Origin of the sequence: Streptococcus mitis (assembly GCF_003942865.1) — a bacterium.
Taxonomy (GTDB): domain Bacteria; phylum Bacillota; class Bacilli; order Lactobacillales; family Streptococcaceae; genus Streptococcus; species Streptococcus mitis_BI.
Genome location: NZ_RJNZ01000004.1, coordinates 72,275 through 97,421, shown reverse-complemented (window position 1 = coordinate 97,421; position 25,147 = coordinate 72,275). Strand labels below are relative to the sequence as shown.

The 25,147-nt window shown below is 40.0% G+C and carries 21 protein-coding genes and 1 pseudogene; 2 read left to right on the top strand and 20 right to left on the bottom strand.

Annotated elements, in window-relative coordinates:
- Nucleotides 1-168: 168 nt before the first annotated feature.
- The 19 genes and pseudogenes from D8845_RS04875 to glpK form a co-directional block, all read right to left on the bottom strand.
- Entirely contained in the window at nucleotides 169-1,053 is an 885-nt protein-coding gene (locus D8845_RS04875) for an SPFH domain-containing protein (RefSeq protein WP_004235732.1), read from the bottom strand.
- A 145-nt stretch (nucleotides 1,054-1,198) separates the two neighbouring features.
- Complete coding sequence (locus tag D8845_RS04870; protein ID WP_125452679.1) at nucleotides 1,199-2,350, bottom strand: iron-containing alcohol dehydrogenase; 1,152 nt, start codon at nucleotides 2,348-2,350, stop codon at nucleotides 1,199-1,201.
- Nucleotides 2,351-2,634: 284 nt separating this feature from the next.
- Nucleotides 2,635-4,140 (bottom strand): zinc ABC transporter substrate-binding lipoprotein AdcA, encoded by a 1,506-nt coding sequence (adcA, locus tag D8845_RS04865; RefSeq protein WP_125452678.1) that lies wholly within the window; start codon nucleotides 4,138-4,140, stop codon nucleotides 2,635-2,637.
- Nucleotides 4,141-4,149: 9 nt separating this feature from the next.
- Nucleotides 4,150-4,956, bottom strand: a complete 807-nt coding sequence (locus D8845_RS04860; protein WP_045612455.1) for a metal ABC transporter permease — start codon at nucleotides 4,954-4,956, stop codon at nucleotides 4,150-4,152.
- Nucleotides 4,949-5,653, bottom strand: coding sequence for a metal ABC transporter ATP-binding protein (locus D8845_RS04855; protein WP_125452677.1), 705 nt, complete (start codon nucleotides 5,651-5,653; stop codon nucleotides 4,949-4,951). The genes D8845_RS04860 and D8845_RS04855 overlap by 8 nt, the downstream gene beginning before the upstream one ends.
- Nucleotides 5,653-6,093: a zinc-dependent transcriptional regulator AdcR gene (gene adcR / locus D8845_RS04850; RefSeq protein WP_125452676.1), complete on the bottom strand. Its 441-nt coding sequence runs from the start codon at nucleotides 6,091-6,093 to the stop codon at nucleotides 5,653-5,655. The genes D8845_RS04855 and adcR overlap by 1 nt, the downstream gene beginning before the upstream one ends.
- 149 nt (nucleotides 6,094-6,242) lie before the next feature.
- Nucleotides 6,243-8,261, bottom strand: coding sequence for a cell surface ecto-5'-nucleotidase Nt5e (nt5e, locus tag D8845_RS04845; RefSeq protein ID WP_125452675.1), 2,019 nt, complete (start codon nucleotides 8,259-8,261; stop codon nucleotides 6,243-6,245).
- Between the two features lie 141 nt (nucleotides 8,262-8,402).
- Nucleotides 8,403-9,671, bottom strand: coding sequence for a D-alanyl-lipoteichoic acid biosynthesis protein DltD (gene dltD / locus D8845_RS04840; protein ID WP_125452674.1), 1,269 nt, complete (start codon nucleotides 9,669-9,671; stop codon nucleotides 8,403-8,405).
- Complete coding sequence (dltC, locus tag D8845_RS04835; protein WP_000351973.1) at nucleotides 9,664-9,903, bottom strand: D-alanine--poly(phosphoribitol) ligase subunit DltC; 240 nt, start codon at nucleotides 9,901-9,903, stop codon at nucleotides 9,664-9,666. Before dltC ends, dltD (D8845_RS04840) begins: the two co-directional genes overlap by 8 nt.
- Before the next feature lie 13 nt (nucleotides 9,904-9,916).
- Nucleotides 9,917-11,161 (bottom strand): D-alanyl-lipoteichoic acid biosynthesis protein DltB, encoded by a 1,245-nt coding sequence (gene dltB, locus D8845_RS04830; protein ID WP_125452673.1) that lies wholly within the window; start codon nucleotides 11,159-11,161, stop codon nucleotides 9,917-9,919.
- Nucleotides 11,158-12,708 (bottom strand): D-alanine--poly(phosphoribitol) ligase subunit DltA, encoded by a 1,551-nt coding sequence (gene dltA / locus D8845_RS04825; protein WP_125452672.1) that lies wholly within the window; start codon nucleotides 12,706-12,708, stop codon nucleotides 11,158-11,160. Before dltA ends, dltB (D8845_RS04830) begins: the two co-directional genes overlap by 4 nt.
- 20 nt (nucleotides 12,709-12,728) lie before the next feature.
- A complete protein-coding gene (locus tag D8845_RS04820) occupies nucleotides 12,729-12,860 on the bottom strand; it encodes a teichoic acid D-Ala incorporation-associated protein DltX (RefSeq protein ID WP_004262018.1) in 132 nt (43 codons plus the stop codon).
- A 450-nt stretch (nucleotides 12,861-13,310) separates the two neighbouring features.
- Nucleotides 13,311-14,483 (bottom strand): D-alanyl-lipoteichoic acid biosynthesis protein DltD, encoded by a 1,173-nt coding sequence (gene dltD / locus D8845_RS04815; RefSeq protein WP_125452671.1) that lies wholly within the window; start codon nucleotides 14,481-14,483, stop codon nucleotides 13,311-13,313.
- Between the two features lie 47 nt (nucleotides 14,484-14,530).
- Nucleotides 14,531-15,685, bottom strand: coding sequence for a D-alanyl-lipoteichoic acid biosynthesis protein DltB (gene dltB, locus D8845_RS04810; protein WP_125452670.1), 1,155 nt, complete (start codon nucleotides 15,683-15,685; stop codon nucleotides 14,531-14,533).
- Nucleotides 15,686-15,974: 289 nt separating this feature from the next.
- A pseudogene (locus tag D8845_RS04805) lies at nucleotides 15,975-16,430 on the bottom strand (transposase); the annotation flags it as partial.
- An 81-nt stretch (nucleotides 16,431-16,511) separates the two neighbouring features.
- The gene (locus D8845_RS04800) at nucleotides 16,512-17,690 is read right to left on the bottom strand and encodes a ryptide export MFS transporter (RefSeq protein WP_125452669.1); all 1,179 of its coding nucleotides are present in this window, start codon (nucleotides 17,688-17,690) and stop codon (nucleotides 16,512-16,514) included.
- A gap of 242 nt (nucleotides 17,691-17,932) precedes the next feature.
- A complete protein-coding gene (locus D8845_RS04795) occupies nucleotides 17,933-18,637 on the bottom strand; it encodes an MIP/aquaporin family protein (RefSeq protein WP_125452668.1) in 705 nt (234 codons plus the stop codon).
- A gap of 69 nt (nucleotides 18,638-18,706) precedes the next feature.
- The gene (gene glpO / locus D8845_RS04790) at nucleotides 18,707-20,533 is read right to left on the bottom strand and encodes a type 1 glycerol-3-phosphate oxidase (protein WP_125452667.1); all 1,827 of its coding nucleotides are present in this window, start codon (nucleotides 20,531-20,533) and stop codon (nucleotides 18,707-18,709) included.
- Nucleotides 20,534-20,574: 41 nt separating this feature from the next.
- Nucleotides 20,575-22,083 (bottom strand): glycerol kinase GlpK, encoded by a 1,509-nt coding sequence (glpK, locus tag D8845_RS04785; RefSeq protein WP_020902154.1) that lies wholly within the window; start codon nucleotides 22,081-22,083, stop codon nucleotides 20,575-20,577.
- A 363-nt stretch (nucleotides 22,084-22,446) separates the two neighbouring features.
- Here glpK and D8845_RS04780 point away from each other — a divergent pair, with 363 nt between their 5' ends.
- Nucleotides 22,447-23,208 (top strand): IS110 family transposase, encoded by a 762-nt coding sequence (locus D8845_RS04780; RefSeq protein ID WP_125452666.1) that lies wholly within the window; start codon nucleotides 22,447-22,449, stop codon nucleotides 23,206-23,208.
- On the top strand, nucleotides 23,189-23,614 hold the full coding sequence (locus tag D8845_RS04775; protein WP_185757388.1) for a transposase: 426 nt from the start codon (nucleotides 23,189-23,191) through the stop codon (nucleotides 23,612-23,614). The genes D8845_RS04780 and D8845_RS04775 overlap by 20 nt, the downstream gene beginning before the upstream one ends.
- Before the next feature lie 103 nt (nucleotides 23,615-23,717).
- Here D8845_RS04775 and D8845_RS04770 read toward each other — a convergent pair whose 3' ends face one another.
- Nucleotides 23,718-25,145, bottom strand: a complete 1,428-nt coding sequence (locus D8845_RS04770) for a helix-turn-helix domain-containing protein (protein WP_125452664.1) — start codon at nucleotides 25,143-25,145, stop codon at nucleotides 23,718-23,720.
- Nucleotides 25,146-25,147: the final 2 nt, after the last annotated feature.

Below are 25,147 nucleotides of genomic sequence, written 5' to 3'. Positions count from 1 at the left end.
CATTAAGTCTATCAATTTGACTATAGCACAAAACAAAAGCGCTTTCAATATTTCCTCCATCACTTCCTAAATACTCAGAAAAGATTCTATAATTTGTAGAGGAGGATTTTAATCCTCAAAGCTACAAGAGCTACGCAAAAAGAGCCTGACTCCAGGCTCTTTAGTCTATTATTTCTTCTCAGCACGTAGGGCTGACAAGATTTGTGTACGGATATCATCCACACCATTTGGCGTATTTGGTAAAAAGATAGTCTGATTTCCTTTAGAGGCAAAGGTATTCAAGGTATCCAAATACTGGTTGGTCAAAAGAATGGACATGATTTGCTCTTCTGTCATACCAACATTGGCTTCCTTGAGTTCTGTGATAGACTCTGCCAATCCATCCACAATCGCCTTACGTTGTTGGGCAATCCCCACACCATGAAGGCGGTCTTTTTCTGCTTCGGCTTCCGCTGCAGTGACGATTTTAATCTTATCGGCTTCCGCCAATTCTTGCGCTGCGACCCGCTTACGTTGCGCCGCATTGATTTCATTCATGGATTGCTTAACTTCTGCATCTGGTTCGACCTTAGTAATCAAGGTTTTCACAATAATATAACCGTAAGTAGTCATTTCTTCCGCCACTTGGTGTTGAACTTCAAGGGCAATCTCATCTTTTTTCTCAAACAATTCATCCAAGGTTAATTTTGGAACAGAAGAGCGAAGAGCGTCTTCGATATAAGATTTAATCTGAGATTCTGGACGCATGAGTTTATAGTAGGCATCTGTCACGCTCTGCTCGTTGACACGGTACTGAGTCGCTACATTCATCATAACGAACACATTGTCCTTGGTCTTAGTCTCAACCACAATATCACTTTGCAACAAGCGCAACTGAATCCGAGCTGCAATCGAGTCAATCCCAAAAGGCAATCGAATATGAATACCGCTATTGGCAACCTTTTGGTATTTCCCAAAGCGTTCAATAATCGCCACCGACTGCTGACGAACCACATAAACTGTACTCAGTGTGACTATCACCAATAGGAGCACACAAACCACCACAAAAATCATCAAAAATGTTGCCATTATCGTGACCTCCATCATTATTTTTCCTGTATTATAGCACATTTAAAGAAGGCTGTGCAGTTTTTACTGCGATTTTTCCTGAAATGTCAATAATTAGAGGTGAATTGTCACATTGTCGTCTAATCTCTTGCTAAAATAACTCTTTATAAAAGGCAATCGTTTCTTCTAAGGTTGGCATAAATGGATTTCCTGGTGCGCAGGCATCAATCAAGGCATTCTTAGAAAGGTATTCAAAGTCGAAATCTTTTTCTTCAATACCAAGTTCAGTCAATTTCTTAGGAATACCTACTGTCTCAGAAAGCTTCTCAATCTCAGCAATCGCATAATCGGCACACTCTTCATCTGATTTATCCTCTACATGGAGTCCCAAGGCTTTAGCAACATTGCGGAAAGCTTCTGGTACACGTTTAGCATTTTCACGTTCTATAACTGGTAGCAACATAGCACAGCAAACACCGTGTGGCAAGTTATATACTGCACCGAGTTGATGAGCCATTGAGTGAACATAACCAAGACCAGCATTGTTAAAGCTCATACCACCAAGGAAAATAGCATTGACCATACCTTCACGCGCTTCAATATCGTGTCCATTTGCTACAGCGCGAGGAAGGTATTCCTTGATAAGCTCAATAGCACCAATAGACAGTTTCTTGGTTACATCATAAGCACCAGGTGTTACCAAAGCTTCAACAGCGTGAGTCAGAGCATCCATACCTGTCGCAGCAGTCAAGGCTTGAGGTTTTGAAATCATCAATTCAGGGTCATTAACAGAGATAAGAGCAAGGCTATTCTTGTCAACCATTACCATCTTAACCTTGCGTTCTTCATCGGTAATCACATAGTTAATAGTAATTTCTGCAGAAGTTCCTGCCGTTGTATTGATAGCCACAACTGGCAAGCCTTTTTTAGCAGACTTATGAAGCCCTTCATAATCCTGTGGTTTTCCACCATTTGTTGCTATGATAGAAATACAACTAGCTGCATCCTGTGGAGAACCCCCACCAAGACTGATGATAAAATCACATCCATGTTCTTCCAAAGCAGCTACCCCATCTGTGACATTCTTACAAGTAGGGTTTGCCTCTACATCGCTAAAGATGACATATTCGATTCCTTCTGTATCTAGCGGTTTTAAAACCTTAGGTAAAATGTCACTGCCTTCTATGAACTTATCTGTCACCAAAAGTGCCTTTTTATAGCCAAGTTCCTTGATATAAGGACCCACTTCATTTACAACACCTTTTCCAATAAGGTTGACTGCCGGAACATAAAATGTAGCCATATAATTTTCCTCCTGCGCCTTCGCGCTATATATTTAACATCATTATATTACTTTTTGTATTCGTTTTCAATTATTTGTGAAATATCTAACAAATATTTTTAAAAGGAGTGAAATTTGATTATTATTTATAAGATCCTTTCCCAATATGATACTCTGCTCCTTGAAACAAAATTGCATCTACCAAAGATAACAGCTATAGGCTATCCGCCGACACATGAAATAGGCTACACATCAGTCCCTATTTCAAAAAACCGACTAGCTCCTATGAACTAGTCGATTTCTCATCAATGCGCCAACATTTCTTGGGCGATTTCTTGGCCAGATAGGTTATCTGGGTAATAGGTTGGCCAGTTATCCATTTCTTCAAAGAGGGCTTCTTGGCTTGTGCCTCCAAAGAAGATATGGAAATGTTCTGCCTTAACTGGGGCGATATTGTGGTCACTAAACTGAACATACTTGAACTGTCCAGCATCAGCATCTGTGGCTTCAAAGAGGAAGCGCACGCCACGATTGCCTTTCTTATAAGTCAAGATTTTCTTTCCAACATACTTATAAGTGTATTTCTTGCTTTGTCCACCTTGAACAAATTCCATAGTGTTATCAGTGATATTAATCTTAGTCACATCTGTCTGATAGCCTTTTGTATAGTAGGCCTTGTACTCAGCCTGAGTCATCTTACCTGTCAACTTAGCCTTGTAATCAAACACTTGATCAAAAGTACCATCTTCAAGGAAAGGATAAACTGATTGCCAGTTACCTGCATAGTCACTCAAGGTGCGGTCCTTGACAGCTGCATCCTCGAAGTAACCATTTTGGACTGTCTTGGTATCCTCTGCCTTTTCTGGCTCAATTGCTGGGCCTTCTTGGTCCGTTGTTTGTTTCAGAGCCTTTAGGTTTTTCTCCATAACGGAGATGTAGTTTTCTCCAGCCTTGGTATCCTCTTCTGTCAGACTTTCCAAAGGATTGAGGACATCTGTTTTGACACCTGCCTCTTTTGAAAGTGTGTTAGCAAGGGCTTGTGAGGCATTTTCTTCAAAGTAGATATAGGCAATTTTATTTTTCTTGACGTACTCTGTCAATTCTGCCAAACGAGCAGCTGATGGCTCTGCATCTGGAGAAAGGCCTGAGATTGCGACTTGTTTGAGTCCATAGTCCAAGGCGAGATAGTTAAAGGCTGCGTGCTGCGTTACAAAGCTCTTTTGTTTGGCTTGAGACAAGCCTTCTGCATAAGCCTTATCCAAGGCTTGTAATTTTTCGATATAGGCAGCAGCATTCTTCTCAAAGGTCTCTTTTTTATCAGGATAATCTGCTGATAAGCTGTCACGGATATGCTCTACTAGTTTAATAGCACGAACTGGTGATAACCAAACATGGGGATCGAACTCATGGTGATGGCCTTCTTCTCCATAATCATGGTCTCCCTCTTCTTCCTCACCACCTGGCAAGAGCAACATATCGCCTGTCGCCTTGATGGTTTTCACCTTTTTCTTATCCAAAGTATCTAGCAATTTAGGAACCCATGTTTCCATGTTTTCATTTTCATAAACGAAGGTATCTGCATCTTGGATTTTGGCAACTGCCTTGGCAGACGGTTCATATTCATGGGGTTCTGTACCAGCACCGATTAGGAGCTCTACATTAGCCGTATCTCCTGCGACTTGCTTGGTAAATTCATAGACAGGGTAAAAGGTTGTCACAATATTTAGTTTGCCATCTGCCTGCTTTTGATTGGAACAAGCCACTAAAAACAAGGCACATAGACTGGCGAGTAATAAGCTAATTTTTTTCATGTTCATCTCCTATTTGATAAAACGTCTTACTAAACTGATTAGCAAGAAAACAGTTACAAAAATAATGGTAATACTTGCACTTGCAGGTGTTTCTGCATAGTAGGAAATGTAAAGTCCTGCTACCATTCCCAAAAATCCAATAGCACTGGCAAGCAGCATAACCGATTTAAAGTTTTTCCCCAGACGCAGGGCAATACTAGCTGGCAAGACCATAATGGTCGATACCAGAAGAGCTCCCGCAGCTGGAATCATAAGGGCAATGGCCACCCCCGTCACCATGTTAAAAAGAATGGACATGGTACGAACTGGCAAGCCATCCACAAAGGCCGTATCCTCATCAAAGGTCAAAATGTACATCGGACGAAGGAAGAGGAAGGTCAAAATCAAAACAACCGCCGCAATGACAAAGAGGGAAATGACCTGCTCTTCGCTAATAGTCACGATTGAGCCGAAAAGGTACTGGTCCAAACTCATAGAACTAGAGCTTTTACCCTTGCTCATGACAATCAGAGAAACAGCCAGACCTGTTGACATGAGGATAGCTGTCCCGATTTCCATAAAGTTCTTGTAAACCGTACGGAGATACTCCAGGAAGACTGCCGCAATCAAGACAATAGCAATAGTAGAAATAGTCGGAGAAATCCCCAGAACCAGACCAAAGGCTACACCCGAAAGCGAAACGTGGCTAAGGGTATCACTCATCAAACTCTGACGACGCAAGATAAGGAAGGTTCCAAGAACTGGCGAGAAAAGACTCATGGCAATAACAGCCAGAAAGGCACGCTGCATAAAGTCATAAGATAATAAACTAAGCATGGTCTACCTCCTGATCATTCTCATGAACGTTGAAACAACGCCATGGTGAGTCTTGGTTACGGACTAGATGGATATTGCGGTCCGCATAGTCCTTAACTTCTTCAGGGTCATGGGTAATCATCAAAACAGCCTTGCCATGATGATGGGCACTGTGGTGCATGAGTTCATAAAATTCATTTTTACTTCCTGCATCCATCCCCGTTGTAGGCTCATCTAGGATAAATACATCTGGGTCAGAAGCAAACATACGCGCGATCACCGCTCGTTGCTTTTGTCCTCCAGATAGAGACCCCAAGCGTTTGTCTCGGTGTTCCCACATACCAACTGAGTCTAAACTGGCCTTGATATGCTCCTCATCATGAGCATTCAAACGACGGAACCAGCCTTTTCGCGGATAGCGACCCGACTTGACAAACTCATAAACCGTACTTGGAAAACCAGCATTAAAACTGGCAATCTGCTGGGGAAGATAGGCTATTCTCAATTTCTTACCCTGCGTATTTGTCGTTGAAATAGTCACCTTTCCAATGCGTGGCTGAAGGATTCCAAGACTGGCCTTAATCAGTGTCGTCTTAGCTGCCCCATTTTCCCCTGTCAAGGTAACAAATTCCCCACTATCAACACTATAATTGATATGTTCAAGAACGGGCTCCTTATCATAATAGAAGGATAAATCCTCTACCGTAATATATCTCATTATTTGATTTCTCCTACTAAAGCAGTCAAAAACCGCTGAATAACTTTTTGTTCATTTGGAGTAAACTGAGTCGCCACTTGTTCATAGGTTAAAAGTGTATGCTCATGGTGATGATGGTGCTCCTCAGCGATTGGACGAGCCAAATCAGTCAACTGATAAAAAATCACACGCGCATCCTTAGGATCTTTAGATGTTTCCAACATTCCTTCCTTGACCAAAGACTTAATGGCCTTGGTAACTGCCGCCTGACTGACATTGAGGCGACGGGCCAACTCTGAATTTGTTAAAGATTCCTCTGACAAGAGCATGAGAATGTGCTCCTGAGTATTGGTCAGGGCCACCTCGCTAGTACAATGACCTATTAGGATTTCATGCTGATTTTCCGCCTGCAAAATCACCTCATTCAAAAAAGTATCAATTTCCTGCGCAAGCTGTCTCATGTGTTACTCCTTTCTTAACTATCACTTTTAGATAAAAGTGCCGATAGTTACCGATTCTTTACTGGTTAATTATATCATAAACCAAAAAAGAGTCAAGGGAAAGAGCTATAAAAACGTTTCCCTAGACTCCTTTAGATTTGAAATTTAACTTATTTTTGCTGTGATTTTCGACTTACAAAGATACCTGCTAACCCTGCGACCATTCCCATTAAAAGCAAGAAAATAGATTGTTCACTACCTGTATTTGGAAGAACTTTTTCTGAAACGACTTCCTTCTTGCTAAATTGACCTGCCACCTCATAAGAAAGTTTTACAGTAGTATTTGCATCACCTGTAGCTGTATCCGTCTGAGATGTTTCTGTAGGTAGACTAAAGTTTTTAGAATCAACAGAAATCGTCCGTGAATTTGGATTAATCTTTTCATACTGACTCAAATCAGCGGTTTTCAAATATTCTTCAAAGGCTGCATCCATAGAAGGACCTTCTTCTCGCGCACCACCTAACATAGTGTAACCATCTCCACCTGCAGCTAGGAAATCATTAGTTGCAAGATAGTAGGTTTTTACGAGATCTAGGAAATCATAACGACCAGTCATGCGGTTTTTGACCTGGATTGCCAAGACACGTTTGCCTGATGGTAGGTTAGTATCATAGTAGACCTTCACTCCTGAAACTTGCAAGAAGCCACCACTTGGTTCTAGTAATGGTTGTCCGTTCTCATCCAAGACCTTCTTGCCATCCTTATCGACCTGCAAGATAGATCCGAGTGACTTTTCAAACATATCCAATACTTGTTGCCCAGTCACTTGGATTTGTGAAATGGTATTTCCAAATGGAAGAACAGCAATAACATTACCTTTTGTGATTGGTTTTCCTTTTGCAATAGTTTCACGCAGTCCACCACCATTTGTCACAGCGATGTCAGCCGGATGGCTAAATCCTGTTTGACCATACTGATAGAGGGAATCTGCTACGACGTTTCCGAGGTTAGTTTCACGGACTCGAACATTTTCTCGGTCACCGTTGAGTTCTACTGGGCTGTTTGAAACGACTTCAACAGCATTTTCAGCATCGTATTTTTGTTTAATGTCTTTGACTAGTTTTTCAACTGTTGGATTTGCTGGTAGTTTTTTAGCATCAGCAGCCGCAATCTGAGTTGGATTTCCCAAAAGCTGACGTGATTTGTAGATGATTTTCCCTACATTATGAAGGTAGCTTCCTGTCTGGTTATAGGTAACATTTTCCCCATAGGTTGTTGATTCTACTGTATGAGAGTGACCATCGATTACTGTTACGCGTTTCCCTTTCAAACGAGGATTTTTAGACAAGGATTCTGCCAGAGTTGAACCACGCCATTCGACTGGGGTTGTCGTGTCTACACCTAAGTGAGCAAGGACGACATAGTGTTTGTAGTTCTTACCTTCGGTATTTGCCTTAGCTTGCACTTCTTCAATAACCTTATTCACCTCTGTGATTGGATCTGTAAAGGTTACTCCTTTGACATTTTTAGGGTGAGTTTTGGTAGCTGTTTCAGGTGTTGTCACACCAATCACGACAAACTCATCACCTTCCACAGTCTTATCTTTATCAACGATTGTAGAAGCTTCAAGGAGACGAGCACCATTGACGTAGGTATTTGAACTAAGTAATGGGAATTTCAAGATTTCCTTGTATTTCTTAGCTTCGTCTAAACCAAAGTCAAACTCATGATTTCCTACTGCCATGGCATCATACTGCATCTGATTGAGAATTTCGGCGCGTGCTTCACCCTTTGTAGAGTTAGAAATCGGTAAACCTTGGAAGGCATCTCCAGCATCTACGACGAGAGTCGTTTGATTTGATTTCGCGCGTTCCTGCTCGATGACTGTCGCTAGCTTAGCGTCTCCAATAACGCCCTTTTCCTCAACAATACGACCATGAACATCATTGGTGTGCAAGATAACGGTGTCTTTTTCTTCGCTTTTAGGAGATTCAACAGGAGCTTCCTTTGCTTCCGCTGATTCAACAGTTGTGGGAGTTGCCGCCTCTATTGTTGGAGCTGCAGGAGTTGCTACAGCAGGTGACTTCTCTATAGAACTAGCCGTTTCATTAGCATAAGCATGCCCAGCCAATAAGACTGGGGCCAATAGGGCTGTCGACAAGACAGGTAACAAGAAACGTTTATTCATTTTTAAATCCCTATCTTTTTCTCATTTACACTATATTATACGCTATTTACAATATTTTTGAAACTTTCAACATATTTTTTACTAAAATATTCGCCATTTAACAAAAAAGCCTGAACTAAAAAATTCAAGCTTTTAATCAATTTATTGAAATTCCTTAACATCCCCATCATAAGTCGCCCAGTCTTTGCTGAAAAAGCGTTCATTCAGATGGTAAGTCGGAGCTGGTGTGGGATTAGATAAGAAAGGATCAACTGCCTTGTCAAAAGCAAGCCAACCCAACCAACCTAGGTGAATGGTATCCTTAACAAAATAAGGATCCCCTCCATTTTTTGAAAAGTCAGCAATATTAGTGAAACCTTGACTTTCTAATTGGTAACGAATTTTCTCCACTGCATGCTGGTACATATCTTCTCTGAGCCCTGTGTAGTCCATCCATTTCTTATTGACAGGTTGGATGACAAAGAGGACATTAACTTTCGATTTTGCAAATTGATTGAGAACCAACTGTAAATCATTATATTCAGATGATTTTAGGAAGCTGTAATTCTTTTGATACCCTTCCCATTTTTTCAAATCCTTCTTAACCTCTCTTGTATAGAAATAATTTTCCATTCCCATATCATTATTGGTCGTATTTGTTTCTGCATCCTTTCGAGCAATTTTTTCTAACTCTTGGTAAGAAAATTGATCTGGAAGATCTTTTAAATAATTTTCCACATGTTCCTTATATTTGAGTTTTCCTCTAATGGAGAACCGACCAAATAGAGAAGCCTGTCTCTCATTGAATCGGGCAAAAATATTAATAGCAACCTGATCAACCTCTGATAATTCTTCACCCTTTGACAGTTTTTGAACAATGCCTTTTAATGCAACATTAGGATTCTGCTTTAACAATCGAATAGCCGCATGCTTTGTAGCAGTGTCACCCGATTGATTTTCCAGAAAAGCTGTCAATTGGTCACTGTTAAAAAATCTCTGAAACGCTGCGGGTTCATAATCAGTCTCCGTAAACCACTGAGGCGAAATCACAAATACCGCCTGCTTATTCTCAATTTCTGGCAAAATTTGTTGCATACCAAAGTACTGATTGAGAGAAGCCGCCCCCGCCTGCCCCAAAAAATATGGACGATAAGAACGATTATACTTTTCAGCTAATACAGCAGGATGCATACTATCAAAACGAATCCACTCACTTGAACCAAAAAAGGGGATAAAACGCATATTAGGATCTGAAAGGGCCCTAATCTTTTGACTTCTTTCTTTAAAACTTTCCGTGCTAATTGCAGCCGCAGAATGTTTTTCTTCTAACAAATTATGACTTTGATTACCAGGATACAAATAAATCAATAATAAGACAAGAAAACTAGCAAGAAACAGAGGCCCGAAGATTAGCCACAAGCGTTTAAGCATTTTGTAGCTCCGTAATACCTTCTACGATTTTATTAGCCGTATTCCAGTCATCACGACCGAACTCCGTCACTGGAACACGAATGTCAAAACGATTTTCAATCTCAACAATCAATTCAACCGTTCCCATACTATCCAAGACACCTGCATCAAAAAGATCTTCATCCATCATGTCAGAAACATCTTCCATAAACAACTCATCAATAATTTCAATAACTTCTGATTTGATATCCATATTTTATTTCCTTTTATTTTTTAAACCATAAATCATTCAAAAATCCAGAAAAGATTAAGAATGACAGCATGACGACATGGAAGGTGACAACCATGCCAAGCAACTGAATCCAGCGATTCTCAGGTAGAGCAGGCTTCCCTGCTTTTTTCCGTTCCTTATTGAGTGCTTTTTTCTTACGAACCCAAGCGTCATTGATGACCAGTCCAATCCCATGAAAGAGTCCATAGACGATGTAGTACCAGGTCACACCGTGCCAAAATCCCATAATCAGCATATTTACAATATAGGCCACGCTTGAGGTTACATTACGATTTTTAAAAACCTTCTTTCTGGTCAATACCATCACCATTCGCATAAAGACAAAGTCACGGAACCAGAAAGAAAGACTCATGTGCCAACGATTCCAAAATTCCTTTAAATCCCTTGATAAAAAAGGCTTATTAAAGTTGATAGGGCTACGAATTCCCATTAAGTTTGAGATGGCCAAGGCAAACATAGAGTAACCTGCAAAGTCAAAGAAGAGCTCCATACCAAAGGTATACATAACCGCTAAAGCATAGGGGTTAAAGAAGCCACCTGACTGCAAAGCTAGATTCTTCAGAGGAGGTAGTAAAGTTTCTCCTAAAATATGAGCCAGGATAAACTTATACAAAAATCCCCACATAATATAGCGAACAGATTCATCCAACATATCCATCAACTCATCCCGCTCAGGAATGGTCTGATAATTTTCATTAAAACGCTTAAAGCGATCGATTGGACCACTTGAAAAAGTCGGCATGAAGAGAAGAAAACGGAGGAATTCCCAGAGGGTAAAATCCTTAATCACTCCATCTCTCAGCTCGATGATAATTCCAACCGAACGAAAGGTCAGGTAAGAAATTCCCAAGAACCCAAGCAAAGACTGCGTTCCATTGATAGCTGGTTGCACCTTGACAAAGATAATCGGAAGTAAGGACAGAAAACTAACTAAGTAGAAGACCCACTTGCCATCCTTACTTTTTCGATAGTGCTTGTAGAAAAGCAAGAGCAATATTTCCCAGCACAGGTAAATACTCAAGGCAGCCAATTGATTGGTCTTTCCACCCACCAACATGGTGACGATAAAGAAGAGGCTAACCAATACTTCATACCAGGCAAAGCGTTTCTTGAAAAAGAGACCGATAAAGATGGGCAAAGTTGCAGCAATCACGTATAAAAAGTACTGAAAATCACCATAAGGTTCCAAATGAGGTAGCTGTTTATAAAGCTCCATCATCTACTGTTTACCTCGTTAATCAAGCCCTTGATATCAATTTTACCATTAGGCGTTAGTGGTAAACTGTCTCGATAGAGAAACTTAGATGGCATCATATAGGACATCATGATATCTGCTAGGTCTTCCTTAATAGCCTTGGTAATATCGATATCACGCTCAAACTGCTCGCGGACACCGTCCTTTAGGATGACATAGGCCAGTAGATTTTGCACCTTGTGGTCCTTGTTATAACGCGGGACAGCAACTGCTGACTCAATAAAGCGAGACTTATTGAGGTTTTGAGAGACATCTTCTAACTCAATGCGGTAACCGTTGAACTTAATCTGGAAGTCCATGCGTCCGCCGTAGAGAAGCAAGCCTTCATCTGTCATAGTTCCCACATCTCCTGTATGGTAGGCTGGTAGACCTTCAAACTCAAAAAAGGCTTCGGCCGTTTTTTCAGGATTGTTCATATAACCTTTTGAAACGGCCGGTCCTGAAACAATGATTTCTCCCTGTTCACCATTTGGCAGTTTATTTCCTTCCTCGTCAATGATAAAGGTTGGAGAATCAGCCTTGGTATAGCCAATTGGTAGACGTTTGAGATTCGCTAGCATCTCATCTGTCACGGCAACTGCTGACAGGGCCACTGTCGCTTCTGTTGGGCCGTAAGCATTGATAATACGGGCATTTGGGAAACGTTCGCGCAGTTTTTGAGCCGTTTTAACCGTCAATTCTTCGCCATCAAAGTAGAAATGCGTGATGCCAGGCATTTTCTCGCTATTAAAGTCTTCTGACAACATAGCCATATCCGCAAAAGAAGGCGTTGAAGTCCAGATAGCGATTGGCAATGAAAAAATGGTCGCAAAGAGTTGCTTAAAGTCCTGAGTAATAGCTGAAGGAAGGGCAAAAAGCGTACCTCCCAGTGCCAAGGTCGGCGCCCAGTACATGACGGACAGGTCAAAAGAATAAGGTGGCTGAGCCAGCATTTGCGGACGACTTGGCGTCGCAAATTCCTTATCTGTAATCATCCAGTTGGTAAAGCTGAGGAGATTGTCATGAGAAATCTGCACTCCCTTTGGCTTACCAGTTGTACCAGAAGTAAAGATAATATAGTAGTTATCATCGCCCTTAACTGGATGCGTAATCTCATAGCTAGTCCCTTGAGCAAAGGCTTCTTGAACCTGAGCTAGAGTCATCATCGGTGTAGAAGCCTGCTCCAATGGAAATTCTGAGATGGCAATAATCAAACTTGGCTCCGCTACTTCTAATATAGCTGAAACTCGCTCCAAGGCCGAATGGCTGTCAATTGGAATGTAGGCATGCCCCGACTTAGTCAGCGCTACAAAGGTTGCCAACATTTCATATTCTTGGCCACCAAAAACAACCACAGGAGACTTCTCAGGTAAATCTAGTTGGTCAATGGCTGCAGCCAAACTATCCGAATCAGCTTTCAAATCTCCATAAGTGTGTTCCTGCCCCAAAACATTGTAAACAGGATAGCTAGGCTGGGTCTGAGCAAAATGCTCAATGGTTTCAATCATATCTACTATTGGTTTATTTGACATAATAAGGATTCTCCTTCAAGTTAAAATTCATTATAGATAAAGCTTCCTTGACCCTGACCAAGATAGCTAAAAAAGTAAAGTAGCCCTAGAAAGATAATAAAATACAAGGCTGTCCGACCAAAAAAGAGGTACAATTCTTTTCTCTGTTTCATCAAGAAAAACCATTCATTTCTGTAATTTTTCGCTAAAATAAAATCAATTTCTTACTAATTTATTTTTCTGCTATTATACCACTTTATAGACTAGTTTTTCAATTGTTTACCCGTCTATTTTCACTACGTTTCACTAACATTAATTTGTTCCATATGATTCTTTCTAATGATAGCTTGAATGCTTTTCAGTATAAATTATATGGGGCTACAACAAAGTAGGCTCCATACTACCTATAGAGGATTTTCCCACTATAAATATTATAGAGCCTTATCTTATGTCTCACTTTATCGGTGCAGTTCCCTTTATCTAGAGATTTTTATAGTATGTAATCCTAGAATTCACTATAGATAAATTCTTGAATGTTCGAAAAATCGGTAACAAAACAATAAATCACGATGCTTAAGATAACCGTATAGAAAAATAGCGTCCACAAGATTAAACGGTGTGTGTTAGTTATCTTGGTTTGCAAATTTGTATAGTTCTTTTTCAACTTCCATCCATCCTTTCACTCCAACGTGCATCACATCAAATAAAAAGTAATCATCATACTCTCTGTTTCCATAGTTTAATACCGTTGCACCATGGCTTTTTGCGACATCTTCTATTTTTTTATAAGTTTTCTCCCGCATCTCTCTTGAGACACCTGTGTAGTCATTCCATTTACCATTTACTGGGAAAATAATGACCTCAACTTCAATGCCCAATTCCTTGGCAACTGTCAAGAAAAGTTCCATATCTGAATACTCTGGTGACTCCAGATAACTCAAATCTTTATTAGAATCTTTCAGAGATACATAGCGATCTTTTAAGTAGGTATTGTAGTAGTTATTATCAACAGCATAATCATTATTGTCTGTTTTCTTTTTGACCTCTTCTACAAACTGATTCGTCATTTTTTCCCAATCATAGTCTGGGGTTTTATCCCCTAGTGAAGGATAATCTGATTTGGCATGTTTTTGATAAAAAGTCTGTTTGAGTTTAAAGGAATAAATCGCATTATCGAACTCTAATAGTTTTTTATCAATAATCGTTCCTTTCTCATCTATGAAATAATTTTTGTATTTTTTGTAGATGTCATTTTGTTGCTTGTTCCCCTTGCTAATTTCGATAATGCGATTGATTAGTTTTTCTTTCGTTTCCTTACTAATCTTATCATTACCTAGCATATGGAAAATATGTTCCTGAGAAGCCTTGTTCAAAAATGCATCTTGATGAGTCCCATCTTTTTCAAACCACTGAACCGACTCTATTATAGCCACTTTTCTCTTAGTCATAGATCCTTCAATAGAACCCAAGGTCGTAGCCTGAATGATGTTTTGTGAATAACTGGTCCCAATCTGCATGATATTAAAATCGTTGTAGTTAAAAATTTTATTGGGATGATAGTCTTCATTTATCGTCGCAACCAACTCAGATGATCCCAATAAAACAAATGTATTGGGAGTAATATTGCTTGTCAGAATATCTCTACTTTTATACTTTTCATACGAAGTGCTATAGCGAATACTGTTATCCTTTACTTTATAATAATCATCAATCTTCTTGACGTATGTCACATTTAAAAGGGCAAGCGTCGCAATTACGAGCACAAGCGATAGCAAAAATGCTTTTAGTTTAATCATCTAGTTTTATCCTATCCCTTCGATTCGTCCAATCTCTTTTCAATTTCTTATCTCTTTAAAATCGTAAGTAAGATTTTATAGGGTTCACCTGAAAAGATAAAGAAACCAATCATAACCAAATTCATGGTCACAAACCAACTTAGTAGTTTATACCAATTTTTGTTTTTATTTTTCTTATAAAAAGTGCTTTTCTTTTGATACACTTCAAATCCAGCCATCAAGACACCGTGATAAAAACCATAAACAATGTAGCTAACACTAAGGCCATGCCAAAAACCCATGACCAACATATTGACCATATAGGCATAGGTTGCATTGTGTAGTCTATTTTTAAACCATTTTTTCCTGATAACCTGCATCAATACTCTTGAAAATACAAAATCTCTCAACCAGATCGACAAGGTGATATGCCATCTGGTCCAGAAATCCTTGATATCGACACTCAAGAAAGGTTTGTTAAAGTTCATCGGTGTCTGAATACCTAGAATATTGCTACTTCCAACGGCCATTAGACTATAGCCTGCAAAGTCGAAGAACAGATACAAGGTATAGAGGTACATATACTTGATTGAGTAAACGACTGTGCCAGTATTATTTAGAGCGAGTAACATCTGATAAACATAGGTTGATAAAACAACCTTGTAGAGAAGGCCTAGAACGATACGATACACACCGTCCCCTGCTAACTCTAGATACTCTTTTCGAGGCATGACCTCGTTTATCTCTTTTAAAAATCTCCTACTCCGATCAATCGGACCAGCACTAACTGTAGGGAAAAAAAGTAAAAATTGCAGGTAGTCTTTTATGCTAATCTTTTCTTTAATCAAGCCATCCGATATCTCCAGCATGATCTGAATGGTCTTAAAGGACATGTAAGAAATGCCAATAAAGGCCAATAAATGCAGAGCAGTCAGGGCAAAGACTTTATTGATCACTAAAGGAAGAATGGAAAGGAAAACCAGTGGTTTCAGCCGCTTTGCTTCTATCCTCTGTGCTATGAAAACCAGAAAATATTGATAAATTACAAAGGAGATTAAATAGACAATCATTGCTCTACTCTTGCCATAAATAGCTCCTGCAAATAAGAGGGAGAGCACCAAAATATAGTAGTCCTTACGTTTTTCAAAAAAGTTTACTACAAAACCAATTAGTAAAACTACAAACAAAAGAAGGAAAAACTCATTCCCCTCGAAATAATTCATACCAGCCAAACTCCTTTTTTCTTTTTCTCATCTCATGATTTATCTTTTTAAGATTAGTTCCTATCATATTACCAAGGATAGTTAACTTTATTCATTATATCATAATTTAAAAACTATAAATACTTCTATTATCTTATTCCCGAAAATAAAAAATCCAAATAACTCTTAAAACTGAATTCCAATAATGAGACAAAATTATTCACACAATAAATAAAATTCAAGAACAAAAAATTGATGAAGGAACCAGTGAAGGATTCTGACTTTTTAGCTGTAAAACTTCGACTCTTTCCTCTAACTCTTTTAGGTAAGCTACCTCAGTACGTAAGCGTTCATTCTCCTCCTTAAATCGTTCTAATTCTGTCATTTCTTCACAAGTTTTCTTCTGTTTACGTCCCATTTTAGCTAACCTTCCTCTTGTTTTCTCAGCAATAGTATACCTGTTTTTCCTGTATTGTGCCAGCCAATTTGGAAGCATTCCTTGGTTTGGGAGGGCATAATCAAGACTAACACTTCCTTGCGAACGACCTTCAAGAAGAACTTTATCAATCATTTTTTGTTTTAATTCTGGAGAATAATCGCGATTCTGCCCTTTCTTGACAATTTCAATCCCATAACGATCAAAACAAACTAAACATGTATGTTAGTTTAGAAATACCTACTCCAAATATAGTTGAAAGTTGCTTTAAGCTGATTCCTTGTTTTTTAGTTCATGGATTTGAACTTTCTCTTCATAATTCAATTTCATAATAAAACGCACAATATCAAGTTTTTTCAACACCTGATACTATGCGCTTTTCTAATTTTTCAAGACTTTTTAACTAGTCTCTCATTTAAAATAATCTCGTCTGATATAAATTAAAATAGCTTCTATCATCAGACAAATTGCTGATAGCCAAAAACTGATGCTAATACCAAAATTCTCAGTAATATAGCTCATTAGCAAAACAAATACTGAAAATGCTAATGTCGAAATCACTTCAAGAACGGAATAGACATTAACCAAGTTATTTTCCTCTACTGTTTCCTGAAGAAATACACTTTCAGGAACTTCTTTTAGTTGCGATAACATACCAACTAAAGCTGAAAATAATAAAAACATCTGTGCATTTGGAAAAAATAGAATAGTCAGTGTCACTATTGCCATGGCTACAAGAGAAAAAAGAATACTTTCCCATTTAGCAGCGAGGAACTTTTCAGATAGCCTAAAAGCAATTAAGCCACTAATTATAATCCCAATAGAGTATGCTGTATTAGAATATCCCCAGTAACTTTCCGTTTCATTTAATAACTCAGTCACAAAGACAAGTATGATAGACGAAACCCAAATTGTATTTGAGAAAATTTCCAATAAATTTGCTGATACAAAAAGTCTTAATCTAGGATCTCTGGCAACTAACTTCCAACCTTTGAGCAAAATTTCAAGATTAGTTTCTGACTCTAGCACCTCCACTTCCGCCTTCGGAAGAAATAACATCAGAAAGCTAGAAATGATATACAAGATTAAAATGATAAACGTGGTAGGTAAGAGACCAATTGTTGCAAACAAGAGTCCACCTAATCCCCAACCCACTAACTGAACAGCTTCACCAGTCATTGACAAGGATGAGTTAGCCTTGCCCAAATCGGTCGCATAGCGTGGCACAATAGCATAGGAAACAGGTGCTGCAAAACCATCCAATATGGAAATCGCAACAACAAATAGATAGGTCACCAAAGGCGCTACTGATTGCATTAGTATAAACATTCCTACCAGTATCGCCAATAATATAGTCTTTCCAAATTGGGATAAAGATAAAACCCTATTGAGCGCTAGTCTTTTAGTAACTAAAGGAACTAAAAGACTAGCAACAAAAGAGGATATCCCTATTAAAATAGGAACTAGTGATGTGGCAATTACTGATTTTGAAATAATGTATATGTTCGCAATGATTGTTACTCTAAAGAAAATATCTGCTAAATTTGCAAACAATTGAGAGACTAACAACTTGATAAATGAATTAGACATATAAGGCTCCCATCTTAGTTGCCAACTTTGGAATTAAAATTTGATTTTTAATATTTTAGCATAAAATAGCAGAAAACAAAAGTGATGTTTTTCACATGAAAAAGAAAAAGCTATTGCCTTTATGATTCCTACTTTTTAAAGGAAAGATTATTATCGTTGTTGGCTAGCTCTAAGAAGTTATACTCAATGAAAAAAGCCTGAGATACTCATCTCAAGCTCTATCAACATAATTATTTTCTAGATTAGAAAAGTGAGAATACAAGCACTGCCAAGGTTGCACCGATAACAGGTCCTACAACTGGAATCCAAGCGTAAGACCAGTCTCCGTCTCCCTTATTTGGAATAGGCAAGATGCTGTGCATGATACGAGGTCCAAGGTCACGCGCAGGGTTCAAAGCATAGCCTGTTGTCCCACCTAGTGATAGACCGATACCGACAATCAAAGTTCCTACTGCAAAGGTTCCGATACCTGCCTGAAAATCGTAAAGCCCCAAAGCAAAGATTGTCAATACCAATACAAAGGTGCCAAGGATTTCGCTGATCAAGTTTGATACAGTATCTTTGATGGCTGGTCCAGTACTGAAGGTTGCCAGGATATTTCCTGCATTTTCTTCTGCCTCATAGTGCGGTTTGAATTGCAACCAAACCAAAATCTGACCGAGCATAGCCCCTGCGAACTGGGCTAAGATATAAGGCAAAACGGAAGCCCAAGGCAAGTCACCTTTTAAGGCTACACCAATTGTCACAGCTGGGTTTAAATGAGCTGGACTGAGTTTGCCAGATACAAATACTGCAACCGCAACTGCAATCCCCCAACCCATAGTAATCACAATCCAACCTGAACTGTTGCTCTTAGTTTTTGGAAGAACCACACCTGCAACAACACCATTTCCTAGAAGAATCAGGATTAAAGTCCCCAAAAATTCTCCAAATAATTCTTTCATCATCTTTCTGTCTCCATTAAAAAGAAGGGGTGGGCGACAAGGAATGCTGCCCTCCACCTCTTTTCCTTTTTCTTAATTTTTTAATTCTGCTAAGTCGTTTTGAGCAAGAGCTGCTTCGACATCCGCACGGTAGGCTACTTTTTCTTCTTCAGTCCAGTCATAGAATCGTCCCATTTCATCCAAAACTGGCTCAACGATACTATCCAAACTATCACGCATAAAGAGCATGTGGTTGGTACGACGAAGAAGGAAGTCAACTGGGCTAAGAGCCAACTCATTGCGCATTGCATAGTGAAGGGACAAGGTGTCTGCCAAGCTGAGTCCTGGCGCCTGTTCCAAGCTGTGAGCAAGGGCGAAGACCTTCGGTGCATTTGAACCGTAAAGATTTGCCAGATAGTGAGCTTCCTTGCTATCCAATCCACGTGAAACTCCAAGTTGCGCAAAGGCTTCGATTTCTGAGTCCACATTTGCTGGGTTCAATTCTCCACCTGAAACAGGGTAAGTCTTCGAGTTGATGAGTTTAAAGCTGCGGTCAAATTCTGCTTTGAGGATGTCAACCACGCGCTCCATAGCTCCTTCAGCCATCTTACGGTAGTCTGTAATTTTACCACCAGCAAGGGTCAAGAGACCATTATCATCTCGGTCCAAGCTAGAACCACGAGAAACTGCAGATGGGTCCAAATGTTTCTCAGAGGTACTGCTTTCAAGCTTGCTGACAGCAGACTCAACATCTTCACGCGTTTTTTCTTTAGAGAGATAAGATTCAACAGTCGCAATCAAGTTGTTAAAGCTTTCATCACTGATGGTTCCGTTATTTCCTCCATTGTAGTCAGAAGCGCTATTGCCTGCGATCAATGGACGAAGACCTGCCCAGCTACTTTCAATATCATCAATGGTAATGTTGGCTTCTGGGAAGCGGTTGTTGACAATGCCAAGTAGATAATCTACATCTTCTTGAGTTACTTTTGGATGTTCCAAATCACCTGTGTAGTCTGTATCCGTTGTACCAAAGTAAGTCTTGTTTTCACGTGGGAGAACAAAGACCATACGGCCATCTCCCAAACCAGTGTCAAAGTAAACTGGCTGTGAAACCTTAATTTTGCTTGAATCCACTACCAAGTGAACTCCCTTAGTTGGACGCATTTGTGAGAATTGGGTTCCCTTATTAGACAAATTGCGTACTTTGTCGCTCCAAGGACCTGTTGTGTTAATAACCAGACGGGCCTTGATTTCAAAGACTTGGTCTGTCAAGAGATCACGAGCTACCACACCTGTAATCTTGCCACTTTCGTCAAAGAGGAAGCCTTCTGCCTTCACGTGGTTAGCAATGAGGGCACCGTCTTGGTTGGCACGTTTGATGTTTTCGATCACGAGACGCGCATCGTTGTTACGGAAGTCAAGGTAAACTCCACCTCCTACCAAACCTTCTTTCTTCAAGTTTGGCTGGCGTTCCAAAACTTCTTCCTTGCTCAAAACCTTGTTAGCAGCTGGCGTGTTGTTAACTCCTGCCAAAAGGTCGTACAAGTCCATAGCTACTTTAAGACGGAAGAGGCTAAAGGTAGCTCCATCTTCATCGTAAACTGGCAAGAGCATTGGGTCTGGTTTCGGAATGTGTGGAGCGATTTGTTGAACCACTGCACGTTCAGAAACTGTATCTGATACCACTTCTACGTCAAATTGTTTGAGGTAACGCAGACCTCCGTGAACTAATTTTGTTGAACGGCTGGATGTTCCTTCTGCGAAGTCCTGCATTTCAATCAAACCAGTTTCAAGACCACTAGCTGCCGCCTGCAAGGCTACACCAGCCCCTGTAATCCCCCCACCGATAATCAAGAGGTCCAAGGTACGTTCTTGCATTTTTTTAATTGATAATTCACGTGTTTTCTTTGAAAATTCCATATTTACACACTTTCTAACTGAGTCGCTTTATTCTTCCGGTATTAGTCGTCAATTTCCGCAAAGACTTGAGTTGCTTTCACAGCCTTCTTCCAGCCCTTGTAGAGTTGTTCCTTGCGAGATTCGTTCATCGATGGCTCAAAGAGTTCTCCTGTCTCGTTCAAGAGTTTCAACTCATCCAAGTCTTTCCAGTAGCCTACTGACAAACCTGCTAGGAAGGCTGCTCCTAGTGCAGTTGTTTCCAAGTTTTTGGCGCGTGCGATATCGATTCCCAAAATATCAGCTTGGAACTGCATGAGGAAATTGTTCATAGCTGCACCACCGTCCACTTTCAAGACTTGGATAGCTGTCTGAGCATCCACTTGCATGGTATCGATGATGTCACGCACTTGATAAGCGATCGATTGCAAGGTTGCCTTGATAAAGTCTTCTTTGCTTGTTCCACGAGTCAAACCAAAGACAGAACCACGAGCGTTTTGGTTCCAGTATGGAGCACCCAGACCTGTAAAGGCTGGTACGACATAAACTTCATCGTTGTTGTGCGAATCACGGGCGTATTTTTCAGATTCTGGTGAATTTTCTACCATACGAAGACCGTCACGAAGCCACTGAATAGCACTTCCTGCGATAAAGATAGAACCTTCCAAGGCATAATAAACCTTGCCGTTGATTCCGTAACCAATGGTTGTCAAAAGGTTGTTCTCAGACAACTGCATCTCTTCCCCAGTATTCATGATGATGAAAGAACCTGTTCCATAAGTATTCTTGACCATACCTGGTTCAAAGGCCAACTGTCCAAAGAGGGCTGCCTGTTGGTCCCCAGCCATACCTGAGATTGGCACTTCTCCACCGTAGAAATGGAATGGAGCTGTCTTGCCGTAGATTTCAGAGTTAGAACGAACTTCTGGAAGCATAGCCTTAGGAATGTTGAGAATTTCCAAAATCTCGTCATCCCACTTTAGTTCTTTAATGTTATAAAGCATGGTACGAGCTGCATTTGAGTAGTCAGTCACGTGAGCCGCACCGTCAGTCAATTTCCAAACCAACCAAGTATCGATGGTACCAAAGAGCAATTCTCCCTTTTCAGCTCTCTCTTGCGCACCCTCTACATGGTCCAAAATCCAACGAACCTTGGTAGCTGAGAAGTAAGCATCGATGATCAAACCAGTCTTTTCATGGAATTTTTCCACATAACCTTGGCTTTTTAGTTGCTCAGCCAGAGGAGCTGTCTGACGTGATTGCCAAACGATAGCGTTGTAGATAGGGAGTCCTGTTTTCTTATCCCAGACAACCGTTGTTTCACGCTGGTTGGTAATCCCGATTGCTTCGATTTGATTTGGCTTGACACCACTTTCGATGAAAGCTCCAGCAATAACTGACTGAACAGAGTTCCAAATTTCATTGGCATTGTGCTCTACCCAACCTGCCTGAGGGAAAATCTGAGTGAACTCTTTTTGACTCGAGCTGACCTTTTCTCCTTTTTTGTTGAAAATAATGGCACGAGAACTTGTAGTTCCCTGGTCAATGGCCATGATGTATTTTTCTTGTGACATGTGCTGTCCTCCTGATAAAGATCTTGAGGATGTATCCTCTTTACACTAACTAGTATACAAAATAAAGCGCTTTCTTGTTTATCAACTTTTTTTAATTTTTTAAAAAATGTGAGTAGATTGTATGAATTTCACAAAAAACTCTAAGCAGCCAGAGCCTGCTAACTCGTGACAGAAAAAGAAGTTTAGCTTATAATGAAGATGAACAATACAAATCCGTGGTCTTTAATAGGGCTTTTCCTAGCCTGTACAAAAAACTGGATGAACAAGAGTCATGAGATAACTCGAATATGCCTTGAGCATGAAAATAAAATTACAATTAGCCTCTTGTTCTATTGTTCAAATAGTTAACAAGAGGTTTTTATAATGGAAGTCATGATTGAAACGTGTTGTGGTATTGATGTCCACCAAAAATCCATTGTTTGTTGTATTCTAGATGGTCCACTAGATAGCAATAAACCAAAGAAAATTCAGAAGAAATTTGGGACAACTACTGTAGCTCTTCACAATGCCTTAGATTGGATGGTAGAAAAGCATGTCACACATGTCTTTTTTGAAAGTACTGGGCAATATTGGCTCCCTCTCTTTAATATCTTTTCAGATTCTGAACTCGTCTTAGTACTTGCCAATCCTCAACATATCAAGAATGTACCCGGTCGTAAGACAGACATGAAGGACGCTGAATGGATTGCTCAACTCGGCCGTTGCGGACTGATTGAGCCTTCCTATATCCCTGCCCCTGAAGTGGTACAGCTTCGTTTATTGGCACGTCGCATGCGTTCTTACAAGCAACGTCAAACTCAAGTCAAAAATGAAATTCACAATCTCTTACAACGGACCAATATCAAGCTAACCAGTTATCTTTCTGATATTTTTTCTAAAACGGGGCAAGCACTTTTAAAATTATTCATTAACGGAGAAACTATTAATGTAGAATCTGTTATCCCTTGTATCCAGAAGCGAGTGAAAGCAAGTCCAGAAGAACTCGTTGAAGCGATGGAAGGAAAGTTGTCACTAGAAGACCGCTTTCTCTTAGACCAGAGTTTAGAGGAATGTCAGATGTATCAGGAACTCATTGAAAAACTGACCGATGAGATTCAACACTACATTGAAAAGGAGTTCCCCTGAGGAAAATAGGATACTTCAAACCATTCCTGGCGTGAATGAAAACTGTGCTGCCACTATTCTAGCTGAGATTGGGCCAACTGTTACAGCCTTTCCATCCGATGAACACTTAGCATCATGGGCTGGACTCTGTCCAGGGTCTTATGAAAGTGCTGGCATTAAGAAATCCTCACACATCACGCAAGGAAATCGATATATCAAACAGGCTTTGACCATGTCAGGATTAATTGCAGCACATTCTAAGGATCCAGCTTTTTCTTCTTTTTACAATCGAATTTCCCAAAGAGGAAGCAAGATGAAAGTCGTCATTGCTTGTGCTCATAAGATTCTCAGAATCATTTACAAACTACTCTCCACCAAGCAGACTTATCAAAAAGAAAAGGCGCTAGGACTGATGAAACAGTTCTAACACCAAAACTAAAAAAATTCAATTACAGTATAGCACAGGAAGTGATTTTTTGCGCTTTTTTACTGTCTTTTTTCAAATAAAAGACCTGGAACGACCAAGCCTTTTAAGTGAATAATAACTGACGAATAGCCGCCAAATCTTCCATATCCAAGTCATTTTTTAAATAATAGACTGGGGTTTGTTCCTTCTTATGAATGGGGTTATTGGTAACCAGCAAATCATAATGTCGAGTTCGGTCATAGGCTTCAATGGTAATAAAACGATTATATTCCAAATACCGTTTCAAAATGGCTGCCATCCTTGAAAAGACAAGAAAACCAGATGTCAAATCCAGACCAATCCGCATATGCTGACCACCATTTTCAGCCATATATTCTATCAGCTGGAGCCATTCCCATAGAATCTTCTTATCTAAGTCTGTCCCCTGCTGAAAGGCAGGTAGAACATGAAAAATCTCCTCTGCTGTCCCCTTAAAATCATGTTCCATCAGCAAATAAGGATGACGATTTTCTAACTGGTATTTGTAGCGATCCTGTAAAATATAGCCCTTATAGAGATAGATTTGAGCACAAAGCTGACTGAGTTCATAGGTAACATGGTCCTCTGTATAATCACCCAGCAACTCCTCCTTCTTCATTTCTTGAATCAATTGCGTCAGCAAATCGGCTAACTGCCCTCCAAAACCAAGGATATACTCCATAGTATGAAGAGGAAGAATGCGATGAGATAGGAGGAAAGAGAAGAATATCATCATCTCCCCATCCTCAGTTCCTAGAGGAAGGTGTTGTCCAGCGAAAAATGACGGAGCCTTTCGATGCAAACGAAGGTAGAAAATATTGTCAAAATACCCTCGCATTTTCTCTTCTATGACTTGAAACTGACAGGCATTGACACGGAGACGTTGTTGACTGATATGAGCCCAGAGAACCAAGTCCAATTTCTGCCCCGAAGACAAACTTGCACCGCAGATCTCTTCTAGTGTAGCAATTTCCTGCTTTCTCTCTGGTTTCTGCATGTGATCTTCCCATTCCTGACTCGACCAGACCTTGCGGAAAAGACAGAAATAGAAATAGCGAATCTGATGCTCTGGACCTCGCCAACGTCCATTCTGGATGGATAAATCAAATTCTGACAAAATATGATTTAAACTAGCTAAGTGGCGACCAAGTGTTGCCTCACTAATCATCAATTCTTGAGCCAGATGATGGGCTAAAAACTGTTGGTGGTAGAGAAGATAGAGCAAAATCTGGTATTTAACAGCATTCTCCAAAAACAAGCTCCGGATATCTCTCCCCTTGGTAGCTGCACCGATTGACAGACGCAGATTTTCATCTTCTAAGTGAATAGTCAGCTCTAAGCCACTATCCAAAGCCTTGTCATTGAGCAGGGTGACATATTTGGTTAGGGTTGCTTTTGAAAATCCTGTTTCCTCCATTACAGCCTTGACGGTCGTCTGAGACTCTTGTAATAGAAAGGAAAGGATTGAAAATTGGCCAGATTCGGCCTTTTCCATCAAATCTCCTAAATACATTT